Source organism: Pseudomonadota bacterium (assembly GCA_018817425.1).
GTDB lineage: Bacteria > Desulfobacterota > Desulfobacteria > Desulfobacterales > RPRI01 > RPRI01.
Genome location: JAHITX010000138.1, coordinates 22,854 through 38,640, shown reverse-complemented (window position 1 = coordinate 38,640; position 15,787 = coordinate 22,854). Strand labels below are relative to the sequence as shown.

Here is a 15,787-nt window from a genome sequence, read left to right as displayed (position 1 = left end):
TGTAGGATACTGTATGATATGAAACGACTATGGGCATTGGAGTCTGCGAACTAAACAACCCCCTTGCCCCCTTTGTTAAGGGGGAATTGATGTTGATTTATCTACGTGGAGATCATGTGAATTCCAAATGCGGTTACCCTGGTTAAAAAGATTATTTGAATTGATATTCCTGTTAAAATAAAAGAAATTCCATTGCCGTCTGTGGCAATGGAAAAGGTACTGCTTTCATAATAAACTATGATGCTTTAAAAAACCCATTAAAAAAAGCTCTGGCATTTGAACCCAATGCCTGATTCTTATAGCCTCCCTCCTGAATAATTAAAGTGGGTAGTTTCATGGCACCTATCAGATGTCCGGTTTGTTCAAAATCTTTAAACGTAAAGCTCCATGTACCAGTTGGGTCGCCTTTTGCCGTATCAAGGCCAAGTGATACGATAAAATAATCCGGTTTGTATGAGCTTACTGACTTTAAAGCCTTTATCAATACTTCTTTATATTCTTGATATGATATGGTTTCGGCAAGAGGGAAATTAATATTGAAACCAAGGCCTTCTTCTTCTCCTTTTTCTTCCTTGAATCCCGAAAAATAAGGATAGGCAAAGGATGGGTGGCCGTGAATTGAAATGGTCATTACGTTGGCTTTAGAATAAAATATCTGTTGCTGCCCATTTCCATGATGATAATCAATATCTATAATTGCGATCTTTCCAAACTTGCTTAAATAGTTTGCTGCAATGGCACAATTATTAAAATAACAAAACCCGCCGAATACAAATCTTTCGGCATGATGTCCGGGGGGCCTGGTCAGTACATAGGCGCGTTTACATCCATTAAGCATTTCGTTTGCGGCAGTTAATGTGCTATTGACTCCCCAGCGCGCGGCAAAGAAGGCATTGCGGTTAAGAGGAGTAAAGGTATCTATGCAATAATAGCCGGCTCTTACAGATAACTCCTTGGGCGGTCTCGCACTGTTTCTGATTGGAAAAACATATGGATATACAGATTTTCCAGGCAACAGATTTTTACATACTTTTTTAAAATAGTTCACATATCCTATATCATGCACATCAAGTATATATTTTTCAGGAAATTCCCGAGCTTTTCCTAATCTGAAGTATCCGGTTTTATCCAGTTCTTTTTTAATACTTGCTATTCTTACAGGAGATTCTACGTAACCTCTTTCTCTTATATGGTGTATGCTGTGATTATCGTTTATAACCAGAAATATTTTGTCTCTTTCGGGTGTAATGGCTTTTACCGCTAAAGGATCTTCCTTCCTGTGGTATTTCGGGGGGCGAAGTTTAACAGGATCATCCTTTATGCTTTCAAGCACCTTACGAACGTACTCTTCATTGCAATAATCGCCGTATTTGCGCTCAAGTATCGCTCTTACAACTTTTTTTGCGATATCTTTCGGTATGTCTTTTTTAAGCCCCAACCCGTCATATACAAGGTATGGAGGGCCGTCATCTTCGGGATTTACAACCGTTTCATAAAGTGTGTTCGCAATAGGCATTGCGCCATAACGTTCATAAAAAGCAAGGCGTTTTTTGTTTTGCGGTATGTATTGCTGGTCTTTGTATAATTTTGGGTCATCCGGCAGACATTCAAAAAAAATTCCTATGGATCCTATTGATCCGGCTTCCTCCCTTATTCTTTCATATAGTGCTCCTCCAACTCCTGATGAAACCTTACCTTGAGGTACGGCTAGAAAATCAAGAAAACAAAATTTCAGATCAGGCATATATAACAGGAGTGCAAATCCGCGAATGCTTTCATTTAAATCATCTGCAATTATCAGGGTTGTCTGGTATTTATATTTCAGAGGATTTATGAGCTGTTCATGTACCTCATTGATTTTTTCTTCCTTTATTCCGGAAAACTGTTCCCTGATAATGCTTTTAACTTTTTCCATAGCCTTCATGTTAACATCCAGATATGGATTTGATATTTTTCGTATTCTGAACATGTTTTTACCTGTTAAACCTTAATTTAATGAGCTTAGCATATTTGTATAATTCTATGGAATAGTGAATAACAATGCATTGACAAACGGGATTCAGAAAATAAATACGACCACGAAATCGTAAAAGAAAGAATAAGCCTTAAAAATCATAATGATGAAATTGTGCTTACATATATTGATATCTTGCTCATAGAAAAAAAATGATATTTGTTTGTCCCAAAAAAAAACTCCTGTTTGCCATATTTATTTTGGCAAACAGGGGTTCTTTTCTTATTTAAACGCTATAACAATTTTTGCGTCTATCTCTGTAAATTCTCAAATATAACCGAATAGCCCTGTCCGCGTCCTACGCACATGGTAGCCAAGCCATATTTAGCACCCGGATTTTCCTTGAATAATCCGGAAAGAAAAGCAATAAGACGAGGGCCTGATGATGCCAATGGATGGCCGTAAGCGATTGCTCCACCCCATTTATTGACTCTCGGATCATCCCATTTCATTTTAAAACGGTCTAGAAAATAAAGGGCCTGAACGGCAAATGCCTCGTTCATTTCTATTATATCCATGTCATCAATCGTCAGTCCGGCCTTTTCAAGAACTTTAATAGTTGCAGGAACAGGCGCTGTGCCCATTATTGTTGGATCTACGGCAGCAACTGCAGTTGCAACCCAGCGCATTTTAGGCTTAAGACCCATTGCTTTTGCTTTCTCTTCACTCATAAGCAAAGATGCCGCTGCTCCGTCATTTAATCCGGATGCATTGCCTGCCGTAACATTTCCGTTTTCCTTAAAAGGTGTTTTAAGACTTGCCATGCCTTCCATAGTGGCGCCTGCTCTTGGCGGCTGATCCTTATCAGCTACCATTTTTGTCCCGTCTTCCAGTTCAACATCTATAGGAATTATCATGTCCTTCATCTTGCCGGCTTTAATTGCCTCGTCCGCTTTTCGCTGGCAGTCCACAGCATATCTGTCCGCCATTTCTTTTGTGAATTCCGGAAAGCGTTCGTGAATATTTTCTGCCGTCTGTCCCATATTTAAAGATGTAGGTCCGCCCATTACTTCCAATGATCTTGGATGAGGATCACGCATAAAGCCCATGGGTAGATGCCCCATATGCTCTACACCGCCTGCTATAAGACAATCAGCCATACCTGCTGCAATATAAGTTAATCCAAAACCTATTGCCGTAAGGCCTCCGGCGCACATCCTGTCTATTGAACATCCTGGAATTTCCTGGCCCAGATCAGCGAGCATGGTTGCAACACGGCCAAGAGTACCGCCTTGCTCTTTCATCTGATTGGTTATGCCCCAGATGCTGTCTTCAATCATAGCCGGAGTAACACCGGGGTTTCTTTCTAGTAAAGCTTTTAGCAGGGGAACAACCAGATCATCAGCTCTCGTCTTCCAGAAAATACCTTTTTCTCCCGACTTGCCAAAGGCCGTTCTAACTGCGTCAACTACTACTACGTCTCTTAGCTCTTTTGCCATAAGGCTTTACTCCTCTTATTTACATTTATATTCAGGTTTTCTTTTTTCGACAAAGGCCCGTGCCCCTTCTTTCATATCTTCTGTTGCTGCAAGACTTGCCCAAACATCGGATTCCAGTTCCAGACCTTGCTCTAAAGTAAGATCCCGTGTACGGTTTAATACTTTTTTTGCCGCCGCAACACCAAGAGGTCCTTTTTTCATTATTTTTGCGGCCAGCTCTTTAGCTTTTTCAAGAGCTGTTCCGGCCGGGACAACCTTTTCTATCAAACCTATCCGTAATGCTTCTTCCGCTTTAATCATCTCCCCAGTGTAAACAAGCTCTTTCATTCTACCAAGGTTGGTAGCATATAATGCCCGTCTTGTTCCACCATTACCCGGAAAAATCGACAAACCAACTTCCGGGAATCCAAACTGAGCGGTTTCATCTGCATAACGTATATCACAGCAAAGAGCAAGCTCAAGCCCACCGCCCAGACAATACCCGTGTATAGCTGCAATTACAGGCCATTCACAGTTTTCAACAACTGAATACATACTGTGGCTTCTCATAAGGCGTCGTTTTGCCGTATCGGGTTGAAGATCCAAAAAAGCTTTTATATCAGCTCCTGCCGCAAAAGCCTTGTTAGCGCCCTGTAATATGACTACACGAATTTCATTTCTTTTGGCATCGAGTTCGGTAAATACATCTCTGATACATTCTTTGGTCGGAACATCCAAAGCATTCATAGGGGGGTTATCAAGGCTGACAATGGCCACCTTGTTTTCAATTTTATAGTGAACCAGTTGTGACTCCATTTTATCCTCTCTTAGCTTATGCAATCAAACTGTAGGATATGACGGGGTATAAAACCCAGCCCTACTATTATCTTTCGCAGGGTGGCATTTTATTTGCCGCCACCTCAGCCGATTCTATTGACGGCAAAGTAAAAAATCCCATCTGGCTAATTTGTGATTCACAGTTTCTTTGTTTATGATTCGTTTTTCAAATCACTTTTCACTGCTACATGTTAACCAATAACCGACAACCAGTTGCCCGAAACTTTTTACTTTGCCGTCTAACTTAGCTTTTTAATAAACGGCTTATATACCAAGTTCTCTTGCCGCAGCCATATAGTTTATAGGCGTGGTTCCTTCAGTAAGATTCAACATCTTGGCATCGCGCCACAGACGTTCAATCGCATATTCGCGCATATAACCATAACCGCCGTGCAGATCGAGAGCTAAAAGCATCAGCTCTTGTACTTTCTCAGTTGCATAAATCTTCAGCATGCAAGCCTCTTTCATACAATTCATTCCCTCTGAGTACATCCAGGCCGCCCGGTAGGTCATCATCCGCATGATATCTATATGCATGGCCATATCAACAAGCTTTACAGTGTTGATCTGGAATTTTGCAATCTGTTTGCCGAACTGCTCTCTCTCATGGGCATATTTGAATGCAAGATCATATGCAGCCTGAGCCATACCCGTTGCTCTTGCACCATAAGAAATTCTTCCTGACTTGAGGGTTGTCAGTATCTGAGCCAAGCCCTTACCCTCTTCGCCTATCAGATTTTCTTTCGGCACTCTTACATCTTCAAAATATAGCTGGGCTGTTTCATGAGAGCGATTTCCCGACTTTTTTAACTTTGTCGCAGAAAAGCCCGGCATGCCTTTTTCAACAACAATAAGGCTTATTCCTTGCCCTCTCTTTTTTACTTCTTTGGGATCGGTAGTATAACAGGCAACAGGCACAAAATCACAAAAGGTGCCGTTTGAGATAAACATCTTGCTGCCGTTAATAATATAATCATCGCCGTCTTTTACTGCTCTTGTCCGAAGGGCAATAGCATCTGAACCGGCATCGGCCTCAGTTAATGCAAAAGCGGCTATTTTCTCACCTTTGATAGCAGGCACAAGAAATCTCTGCTTTTGTTCTTCCGTTCCGTAATCATTTATTGCTCTTGTGCCAAGACCCGAATGGGTGGTACTGACCACTCCGGCTATACCGGCGCATACCTTGTTTAACTCCTCAATCAGAATACACTCCGTAATCTTATCGACCTCTGCTCCACCATATTTTTCCGAATAGGTAATACCAAGATAGCCGAGTTTTCCCATCATTGGAAAAAGTTGCAGAGGTGTAACCTCTTTCTCTTCGGCTTCATCTACCAAAGGAGCAATTTCAGTCTCTGCAAAATTACGAATCTGGTCTCTGAACATCTTCTGTTCTTCAGAAAGCTCAAAATCCATTATTATCCTCCTAAACCACTATCATAAATTGTCAATTATTCTATACAGAGCGCCTTTGCTCCCTCGTGCACCCGTAAGTCTAATATTATTTCATTCTCGAATAATTTTTTACATGAACTCTGCTGTAAGATATTACTCTTTGAGACCTTTGGATCACACCCTCTTTTTATATTTCGCCTGATTACTCTTTTAAAAACACGCGGTATTCGTGCTGTTGAAATTATAATGATCCTTAAAATGCGGCGAAACCGGACATTATCCAAAGGTCTCTCTTTATACTATCAAACAGCATATTGCTTTATAATGCTTTCATCTACAGCTCTTGCTTCTTCCAGCAATTCCTCGCTGACAAGAATCTGCATTCCCAACAAAACAGGACCCATTGATTTGCCTGTCTGGTCAAATCTTAAGGAGCAGGTTGCACCACCGCCAAGCGCCTGGCGTAAAATGATCTCTAAGCTGTCGAGATGAGGCACAGGATATATCTCAGCCGGACCTTTAACCATACCGCCAAAATATTCCTTAAGTCTTTCAGGTGTTATTACCGTCAATAAAAATTCATAAATATTCTTTGACTTTGCCATCAATCCAATATTGCTGACATCCCCTTTATCTCCGGATCTGGCAAAAGCCAATTCCGTAAGCTTTACTTTTTTCATAATTAGCTCACCTCCATTAACTGACTTTCGATCTTAACGGCATCCCTCGGAACAAGTGACGGCCAAAGCGCAATAACCGGTCTGACATTCATAGGAACACCAAAACTGGAGCCAACAGGTCCCATTGTCCATAAATGTGTTGCTTCCCTGCGTACGGCTTCTGCTTCTTTATAGGTATGTGTACGGCCTGCTATTCTAAGGCCTATTTCATTATAATCCCTGTCTTCTACCTCAGCAGCTTCGCCATGGAGCATATTAACACCCATGTAATCAATACGAAGTTCTCTGAAGTTTATGCCAAGTTTTTTAAATCTCTCTCTCAGCCATTTTTCAGCCCACTGGGCTTTTGCAAGAGCATCGGGTGACGGAAAATAGATCAGTCCTTCACCAATAAAACCGTCTTTGAATCCTATACAAACTTTCAAAGTATCAGGACGTTTCTTGCCTTTCATCTCTGTAACCATTACACGGTTTCTTGCTTCATCATGCAATTTCAGAGCAGTAAAGTCACCGATGCCGTCCGGCATCAGGTAATTTGCCGGATCAATGATTTCATAAAGCAAATGTTCTTTGACTGTCCATGAATTCACAATACCACCTGATCCACTGGTTTTTGTAATAAGAGCATCACCGTTTTCATAAAATTCGGCTATCGGAAAACCAATATCCCAAGGTCTTTCCGACACTTTCCACATGTTTGACATACCGCCACTTACACAGGCAGAACATTCTATGATATGGCCTACTGTAACAGCAGCAGCAATACGATCTATATACTGATCCGAGAAATCCCAGCCGAATTCATGCATAATAGGACCAACATACAGGGCATTATCCGAAACTCTGCCGCAAATTATCATATCTGCGCCGTTTTTCAGTTCTTTTATAATATGATCAGCGCCAATATAAGCATTGGCAGCGCCAAGTCTGTCCTGGATAGAATCAATGTCTTCTTCGCCCGTATCCAGATTCTTAAACTTCCAGCCCTGTGCTCGAATATCATTTATATAAGGCAGGATGTCATCTCCGGAAACAACGCCTAACTTCATCGGAGCAAGATTTAACTCCTTGACAACCTTTGCCACTTCCAAAGCCGCTTGCACTGGATTAGCGCCTCCGGCATTGGTTATCATTTTAATGCCGTTTTTTTGAGTAACCGGAAGAAGTCTTTTAGTCCAGGGAATAATATCCGGAACATAACCGGCTTCCGGGTTTTTTGCTTTCATGCGATTTAATATCGCCATGGTCAATTCCGCAAGGTGATCAAAGCCCATATATTGGACTTCGCCGCTTTGCGCCATTTCCAGGGCCGGTTCAAAAATATCTCCCCAAAAGGCTGAACCGGAACCAATAACTACTTTTTTCATATCCATTATCCTCCTAATTGTTTATCTTATTGAAAGCGCTTTTTAGTTCTTGTCGAAAATCCGGATGGGCGACAGCAATTAATTCCCTTGCTCTTTCCGAAAGAGTTTTACCTCTAAGATGCGCAACACCAAATTCAGTAATTACATAATCTATATCCGCCCTGCCTACAGTTGCAGTAACTCCCTCACCAAGTTTCGGCACAATCCGGGATATTTCTCCTTTTTTTGCAGTAGATGGAAAAACAACAATTGACTTTCCCCCAAAAGAGGCTCCTGCACCCCGGACAAAATCCAGCTGACCGCCAACACCGTTTACAAGAGTTTTGCCACGCATTTCCGCATTAACCTGGCCTGACAGATCTATCTCAATACCTGCGGTCACACTTATCAAATTATTGATCTGACTCAGCACATTAATATTATGCGTAAAATCTATGGGACGAAGAGAAACCAGAGGATTGTTATGACAAAAGTTATATAATTCCGTGGTGCCTATTAACTCGGTAGTAGTCATTCTACCGCTTTCAGGCTGTCCTTTCATGCCGTCAAGAGCACCCGATTTTGCCAATGCCACAGCACCGTCCGAAAAAGTCCCTGTATGTATGGTCAGATTCTTTTTTAAGGTCAGTTCCTGAAGTATTGCATCCGCTATGTTCCCGATCCCAACCTGGACTGCCGCCCCGTCCGGAACAAGTTCCGCCGTTATTTGGGCTATCTTTGTTTCAACTGCTCCTATCTTCGGAACAGGAATGGTCGGTATCGGATGTGAAGTTTCTACAATATAATCCACCTGGGAAATATGCACCATAGAATCACCCAGAGTTCTGGGCATCTGGTCATTTATTTCGGCTATAACAATTTTTGCATTATCTATCACCGGCCTGATGTAGCTTACACTAACTCCAAGGCTGCAATATCCATGATTGTCCGGAGTCGACATCTGAACAAGTGCTATATCAGATTCTACAAGACGTTCCCTGAAAAAAAACGGTATCTGTGAAAGATGGCAGGGAATATATTCGGCATAACCTTGATTTAAAGCCTTCATCAATTTGGGACCGACAGAAAACACTTTTACATTAAAGTGCTTTAACATATCAGGACCTGAATATTCACAGTCCCCCATAGGCATCATGGTATACAGGGTAACATTTTCAAGCCTATCCTTCTGATTAATCAGTTCTTTAACTAAATTGAGCGGCTCAGCACATACAGGGCTCAACGAAACCCGCTGGCCGCTCTTGATCATGCCTATAGCATCTGAAATACTTATTTTACCTGTTTTAGGTTGATTCCCATATTTCATATAAACCGCTTACTTCCAGCCTAACGCATTGTTGGCGATTATTAATCTTTGAATATTCGATGTTCCTTCACCGGCCGTCATCAGCATAACATCACGGTACAGTCTTGCTACCGGATATTCGGAAGAATAAGTGTAAGCTCCATGAATCTTGGCTGCTCCGATAACCGCTCTAACTGCTGCTTCAGATGCATAAAATTTTGCAATTGTGCTCTCATTTGAACTTGGCCTTTTTTGATCCTGCAACCAGGCTGCACGATACACAAGCAATCTTGAAGCATCAATTTCTGCAACCATATCTGCAATAATCTGCTTGTTCATCTGGAAAAAACCGATTTTCTTTCCGAACTGCTCTCTCTCATTTGCATATTTTAAAGCGGCATCCACTGCTGCCTGACCGATTCCAAGAGATCTGCCGGCAATATTTGCTCTTCCGTATGTTAAGGCGCTTTCCGCAATTTTAAAACCCTGCCCTTCTTCGCCAATCAGATTTTCTTTGGGCACTCTAACATCTTCAAATACTATCTGACCGGTATCGGAAGAGCGAACACCAAGCTTATCCTTTTCAGCCATCCCGGTCATACCTTCCATACCTTTTTCAATAATAAAAGCAGACAATCCTTTATGCCTTTGAGTAGGATCAGTTTTTGCAAAACAAATCCCGACATCAAATACCGAAGAATGTGTAATCCACATTTTTGAACCATTTAAAATATAATGATCCCCGTCTTTGATGGCTTTTGTTTCTATACCAGCCACATCGGTTGCAGCATTCGGTTCTGTGACTGCAAAACAACCTAAAAGCTCGCCGCTTATTATTCCAGGAAGAAACTTCTCCTTTTGTTCTTCATTGCCGTTTAATAAAAGAGTCATCGGACAGGTTCCGCTTTGCATATTAAGGCAACAGGCAAGGCCCAGCGATGCTCTTCCAAGTTCTTCGGCAACAATGATATTGGCCAGAAAACCAAGCTCAGTGCCACCATATTGTTCCGGAAACGGTGAAGCAAAAAAACCAAGCCCACCCATCTTTCTAATTGTTTCACGAGGGAAAAATTCATTTTTTTCCCATTCTTCAGCATGCGGAGTTACTTCTTTTTCGCAAAATTTTCTTACAGTATCTTGAATCTGAACAAGTTCAGAATCTAATTGAAAATCCATATTTTAACCTCTTCTTTAAATTAGCTATCCAATCCCATAAACCTTAAGGCATTATTGCGAAGGATATTTTCCTTATATTTGTCCTTCATGTCCATTTCCATAAGTTGGTGCTTGCCATGCGTTAAGCCTATACCATTGCTGCCCCACATAACCTTGCTGTTCCCTCTTCCGCTTGTCATAAACTTGATTATCTCAGGATCAAGATTTTTAGGCATATAAGCTGCGATATCACCATAAACATTGGGATGCTTCCAGACCAGATCAATCCATTCATTAATCCATGGGAAACCGGTATGGGAAAGATTTATTTTAAGATCAGGAAAATCCATCACAACCTCATCAACTGTCATGGGACTTCCCACCCAGCTTGGAAGAGGTTCAGCGCTGTGCCCAACCTGCATGGAAACAGGAATCTTAAGTGAGCTGCACAGACCATAAAGGGGATACATTTTCTTGTCATTAAATGGTAAACCGAAAGTAATCGGATGTGCATAAACAAATTTAAAACCATATTCTTTAACCGATTTTTCAATATCTGTCAGACTTTCATCTATTCTGAAAGGATTGTATCCGGCAACTCCTATTATCCGGCCCTTACCCTGCTTGACCATCTCATTAACCTGGTCAATAGTAAAATCAAAAATCAGGCTGAAACTTTTTCTGAAAGACCACATCTTAACCGCTGCGATACAAACTCTGTCGTATCCGTCCTTATCCATTGCAGCAATAAATTTATCTACAGTCTCAAAAGGATAAAATGATGTACCATAAAGGTGCTTATGCTGTTCCAACTCTTCCGGCGTATTAGGAAAACGTCCCAACGGGAAAAAAGGTTTGAATGTTGTTTTCGCCATCATCGCCCATTCTTCGTATTTGTTGAAATCATAATCAACAATACTTTTAACCTGGATGGGGTAATTCATTATATCTATTGCTTTAATATCTTCCATAAACTTGTCCTCCTTGTGTTGCTAACATATTGTGTTATAACAAAGGTTATATTCCGCTATATTTAGGCTTTCTCTTTTCATTAAAAGCCGCTATTCCTTCAAGGCGATCCTGGGTATGATAACATGCTTCAGAAGCTTCACTGTCAAAAGCAAGGGCAAGCACATTTTTAGCGCCAAGATCAACCGCTTTTTTAATCTGTCTTACAGCAACAGGACCATTTTCACCTATCATATCAGCTATCTCATATGACTTTTGCATCAAGTCATCCTGACTTGTAATATGATTGAACAATCCTATTTTTTCACCTTCTGCTGCATCTATAATTCTTCCTGTAAGAAGCAATTCTTTTGCTCTTCCCAAGCCTATGAGTGCCGGCAACCGCTGACAGGCGCCTGCAGCCGGAATAATAGCCCATTTCACCTCGGTCTGGCCGAAGCGGGCATTTTTCGAGGCGATTCTTATATCGCACATCAAAGCTATTTCGGCGCCACCGCCGAGAGAAAGACCGTTTATTGCTCCGATCAAAGGTTTTTTCATATCTTCCAGGCTTTTAAAACATGGAAAGATTATATCTCTTCTTAAGGAATTAACCTCTTTGCTGCTCATTCCCTTTCGTTCACGAAGATCAATTCCGGCACAAAAAGCTTTATCACCTGCACCGGTTATAATAATTGCGCGAATTTCATCGTCTTTTTCCATGTCATCAATTATCTTTTTCAAACCGGAAAAGACAGCGCTGTTTAAGCTGTTCATCGCTTCAGGACGGTTTAACGTAACAACAGCGACATGCTCGCGTATTGAAAGAAGTACTACCTCTTCATTTTTTGCCGATTTTTCCGCCATATTATTTTTATTTTCCCTTCCAGACCGGTTTTCTTTTTTCAGTAAAAGCCGTTACACCCTCCTGACAGTCTTCGGTACTTACAATTATTGCCAGAATTTCCAAAAGGTAGCTAACGGCCTTGTCATATTCCATATCAAGCATTGTGTAGTATGAATCACGTCCTAAGCTCATTACTACCGGGCTCTTTTTGCTGATTTTTTTAGCAAGAGCCATAACGGTTTCTTCCAGTTTATCGTGCGGAACAACTTTATTAACAAGACCGATTCTTTCAGCTTCTTTGGCATCAATCATATCGCCGGTCATAAGCAATTCCAGAGCTTTTTTTCTTCCAACAAGCTTTGGCAGCGAAGCGGAAACCATGCAAGACCAAACTCCGACATTAATTTCAGGAAGACCGAATTTTGCATTTTCAGAAGCAATTGTGATATCCGGATAAAGTGCCAACCCAAAACCACCCGCAAGAGCCAGTCCATTTACCGCAGAAATTGATGGTTTCCCAAGATTAATAAAAATTCTGGAAAGATCCGCAAAAGCGGAAAAAACCTTACGGCTTTCAACAGGTGAAAGACCTTGAAAATCAGCAAGATTAGCTCCGGCACAAAAAGCCTGATCGCCGGCAGCCCCAATAACGACAACTCTTACCGAATCATCGGCTTTTGCTTCATCTAAAGCGGCAACTACTTCTTTCATGGTTTCGTTGCTTAAGCGATTCATCTTTTCAGGTATATTTAATGTCAGTTTTGCAACACCATCTTCAATCTCATACAATATATTATTATAAGCCATTTTATTCTACATCCCATTTATTTAGCATGCTAAGACGAACTAAATAAAACTTTTAAAAGCATCATTAATCTGTTGTATCCCGACTTGCAAAAGGGATACGATCAGAAAAAACAGAATAGACCCGCCGCTTGCAAATTCACACCTGCAAGCGGCGGGGAATAAATACCCCAATATTTAAAATATATTAATTACTTCTTTGGATAATCGTAAAATCCCTTACCTGTTTTCATACCAAGCTGGCCTGCTGCAACCATTCTCTTTAAAAGAGGAGGAGGTGAGTAGGCAGGACCAAAATTCTTCTCCAGATCTAATGCTGCATGCAGCATTACGTCCAATCCGATAATGTCCATAAGTTTAAGCGGACCCATTGGATGATGGAATCCTTCCTGAAGAGCTGCATCAATATCTTCTTTGGAAGCAATTCCTTCCGTAAGTGTCTGGATAGCAGCCATTCCAAAAGGACACCATACACGGCTGGTAATAAATCCGGGTGAGTCCATTACATTAATGGCGTTCTTACCGCATTTTACCAATATTTCGTTTATATCTTTTACTGTCTCATCAGAAGTATTCAATCCGCGAATAACTTCAACCATCTTCATAACCTGCGCAGGACTGTGAAAATGGGTTCCGATAACCTTATCCTGTCTTTTTGTAGCTCCGGCAATTTCGCTGACGCAAAGAGCCGAAGTACAGATTGCAAGAATAACATTCGGGGGAAGAACTTCATCAAGCTGCTTGTGAATTTTCTTTTTAAGCTCCATATCTTCAGGAACGGCTTCCTGCGCAAGATCAATGTCTTTTGCCTCGCTAATATCTTTAATAGGCTTTATCTTTGCTAATATTTCAGCTTTTCTTGCTTCTTCCATCTTGCCTTTAGCAACAGATTTGGAAAGGAATTTATCGATGCTGGCCATTCCCTTTTTAATATACTCTTCGGAAATATCGGTAACATATACATCACATCCACCCTCTGCATAAACCTGAGCAATTCCGGCGCCCATAAGTCCCATGCCGATTACTGCAACTTTTTTTATAGCCATATTTTAAACCTCCTTGGTATATTTTTTATATCAACCTGTATAATATTTATATCAGATGATTTCATGCTTTTTCATTTTTTCCATATCTTCCACAGAAGGCTCTCTCGCAATAGCCATTCCTGTTTTCTCATCAAGACCGACAATAATCTTTTTGTATGTCTGATCAGGATCTCTTTCACTCTTTAAAATCATATTGCCGGACATGCCGCCACCGCCACAAAGGCAGGCTAAACCATATTCACCCTTATTTAAGGTATGGGCAAGATGCAGAGTAAGGCGGGCTCCGCTATAGCCTGTAGGATGTCCAAGAGCAATACAGCCGCCATGAGGATTCATTTTTTCACGATCTTTCCAGCCCATCATTTTCTCAGCAGCAAGGCAAACAGCTCCGAAAGCTTCATTAATTTCAACATACTTCATATCATCTAAGGTCAATTTATTCCTCTCAAGTATCATTGGAATTGAAAGACCGGGCCCATCCGGAAAATCAGCGGGCTCTAATCCACAAAAGAGAAAATCAACAAAAGAAGCTATAGGTTTAAGACCCAATTCCTCGGCCTTCTTACGGGACATAATCAATGAAGCACCAGCTCCGTCGGTGATACCCGATGAACTTCCAGCAGTTATTGTTCCGTCTTTTTTAAAGGGCGTACCAAGTTTTCGCATACTTTCGATAGTAGCATCTTTTCTATAGCACTCATCTGAATATAAGGTGAAAGGTTTATGCCCTCCCCTAACTGGCTCAGCCGGAATATCTACCGGAAACACTTCATCATCGAAAGCACCAGCTGCCCATGCTTTGGTCGCTTTAACATGGCTCTCATAACCTATCTGATCATTTTCCTCTTTGGTAAGACCGTGTCTTTCACTGCACCTTTCGGCGGTAAGTCCCGGAGTCAGCTTGCTGTAGTTATCTGAAAGATATAAAAAGGCGTCATCGATTGAAATATTATTCAATCTTCCAAGAGGACGCCAGCGGGCACCTCTTAACATATGAGGAATATTGCTCATGCTTTCCGATCCGCCCACAATCGCCACGTCGGTTTCACCCGTACGAATTGACTGAACAGCCAGATGCACAGCCTTCAAGCCGGCGGCACAAACCATATTTACCGTATGAGCCGGAATCTTTTTAGGCAGGCCTGCAAAAAGCATCATGTTACGGGCAGGATTGGTTCCTGTTCCATCCTGTCTGGTATGAGACATTATTACCTCATCAATTTGCTCCGGATCTATTCCGGTTCTTTCCAGAACACCCTTGATTGCCATGGCGCCAATCTGCCATACCATTAGATCTTTAAGAGATCCTCCGAACTTTCCAATAGGGGTTCTCGCTCCGTCTATCAATACTACATCCTTATAATCCAACATTTCTGCCATATTTATTTCTCCTTTTTGTTAAACTTAAAACTAAAATTATTGACCTTAATTATCTCGCTTCGATCTTGTAAAACCAATATGTTAAATACTTTAGTAATCTGAAAGTAGCTTTAATTCATTAATTATTTTCAGGAAACGTTGCCTCAGCATTTCCAATGATTACATCTTCATTGTTCTGATTTGTCAAACGAACTTCAAAAACCGCAATGTTTTTTCCTTCTTCTTCTTTCTTATCTACTACTTTAGCTCTGGCAGTCAATAAATCACCGGGTCTTACAACCTTTACCATCCTGATATCCATTGTCCCGTTTGTATACCAGGCATTGCCAAAATCCCGGCTCATTAATTCGGAAATATAAGCCATAGTCTGATACCCGGGAGCAATTATTCCCTTAAACGGAGTTTTTTTTGCAAATTCCTCATCAGTATGAATAGGATTGTAATCTTCCGCAATACTAACGTATCTGTTGATCTTTTCCTGCGTCATTTTTTTTATTACCGGGGTCAGTTCTTCCCCGATATTTAATTCTTCAAAAGTTTTATAACCGCTCATACATTCTCTCTTTCGGCGGGGTGTAAAACCCCGCCCTACTTACGGCATTATTCCGGGC

Annotated in this window: 14 protein-coding genes; all 14 read right to left on the bottom strand. The window is 41.2% G+C overall.

All coding sequences use genetic code 11. From position 1 onward, the window contains the following. Positions 1-235: 235 nt before the first annotated feature. The 14 genes from KKC46_22560 to KKC46_22495 all read right to left on the bottom strand — a co-directional run bounded on the left by KKC46_22560 (position 236) and on the right by KKC46_22495 (position 15,729). Positions 236-1,969, bottom strand: coding sequence for a histone deacetylase family protein (locus KKC46_22560; GenBank protein ID MBU1056586.1), 1,734 nt, complete (start codon positions 1,967-1,969; stop codon positions 236-238). A gap of 296 nt (positions 1,970-2,265) precedes the next feature. After that, positions 2,266-3,453, bottom strand: coding sequence for a thiolase family protein (locus KKC46_22555; GenBank protein ID MBU1056585.1), 1,188 nt, complete (start codon positions 3,451-3,453; stop codon positions 2,266-2,268). A gap of 15 nt (positions 3,454-3,468) precedes the next feature. Continuing rightward, on the bottom strand, positions 3,469-4,248 hold the full coding sequence (locus KKC46_22550; protein ID MBU1056584.1) for an enoyl-CoA hydratase/isomerase family protein: 780 nt from the start codon (positions 4,246-4,248) through the stop codon (positions 3,469-3,471). A 285-nt stretch (positions 4,249-4,533) separates the two neighbouring features. Further along, positions 4,534-5,685, bottom strand: coding sequence for an acyl-CoA dehydrogenase family protein (locus KKC46_22545; GenBank protein ID MBU1056583.1), 1,152 nt, complete (start codon positions 5,683-5,685; stop codon positions 4,534-4,536). Between the two features lie 281 nt (positions 5,686-5,966). Further along, the gene (locus KKC46_22540; GenBank protein ID MBU1056582.1) at positions 5,967-6,344 is read right to left on the bottom strand and encodes a hypothetical protein; all 378 of its coding nucleotides are present in this window, start codon (positions 6,342-6,344) and stop codon (positions 5,967-5,969) included. A 2-nt stretch (positions 6,345-6,346) separates the two neighbouring features. Beyond that, on the bottom strand, positions 6,347-7,711 hold the full coding sequence (locus KKC46_22535) for a DUF1446 domain-containing protein (protein ID MBU1056581.1): 1,365 nt from the start codon (positions 7,709-7,711) through the stop codon (positions 6,347-6,349). 13 nt (positions 7,712-7,724) lie between these two features. Then, on the bottom strand, positions 7,725-9,017 hold the full coding sequence (locus tag KKC46_22530) for a 4-hydroxybutyrate CoA-transferase (GenBank protein ID MBU1056580.1): 1,293 nt from the start codon (positions 9,015-9,017) through the stop codon (positions 7,725-7,727). A gap of 9 nt (positions 9,018-9,026) precedes the next feature. After that, complete coding sequence (locus tag KKC46_22525) at positions 9,027-10,172, bottom strand: acyl-CoA dehydrogenase family protein (protein ID MBU1056579.1); 1,146 nt, start codon at positions 10,170-10,172, stop codon at positions 9,027-9,029. Positions 10,173-10,192: 20 nt separating this feature from the next. Continuing rightward, complete coding sequence (locus tag KKC46_22520) at positions 10,193-11,122, bottom strand: amidohydrolase family protein (GenBank protein MBU1056578.1); 930 nt, start codon at positions 11,120-11,122, stop codon at positions 10,193-10,195. 46 nt (positions 11,123-11,168) lie between these two features. Continuing rightward, positions 11,169-11,966, bottom strand: a complete 798-nt coding sequence (locus KKC46_22515) for an enoyl-CoA hydratase/isomerase family protein (protein ID MBU1056577.1) — start codon at positions 11,964-11,966, stop codon at positions 11,169-11,171. A 7-nt stretch (positions 11,967-11,973) separates the two neighbouring features. After that, positions 11,974-12,753, bottom strand: coding sequence for an enoyl-CoA hydratase/isomerase family protein (locus tag KKC46_22510; protein ID MBU1056576.1), 780 nt, complete (start codon positions 12,751-12,753; stop codon positions 11,974-11,976). A gap of 188 nt (positions 12,754-12,941) precedes the next feature. Further along, positions 12,942-13,796 carry a 3-hydroxybutyryl-CoA dehydrogenase gene (locus KKC46_22505; GenBank protein ID MBU1056575.1) on the bottom strand — a complete coding sequence of 285 codons (855 nt, stop codon included), beginning with the start codon at positions 13,794-13,796 and terminating at the stop codon, positions 12,942-12,944. Between the two features lie 51 nt (positions 13,797-13,847). After that, entirely contained in the window at positions 13,848-15,176 is a 1,329-nt protein-coding gene (locus tag KKC46_22500; GenBank protein MBU1056574.1) for a thiolase family protein, read from the bottom strand. 118 nt (positions 15,177-15,294) lie between these two features. Then, on the bottom strand, positions 15,295-15,729 hold the full coding sequence (locus KKC46_22495) for a MaoC family dehydratase (protein MBU1056573.1): 435 nt from the start codon (positions 15,727-15,729) through the stop codon (positions 15,295-15,297). Positions 15,730-15,787: the final 58 nt, after the last annotated feature.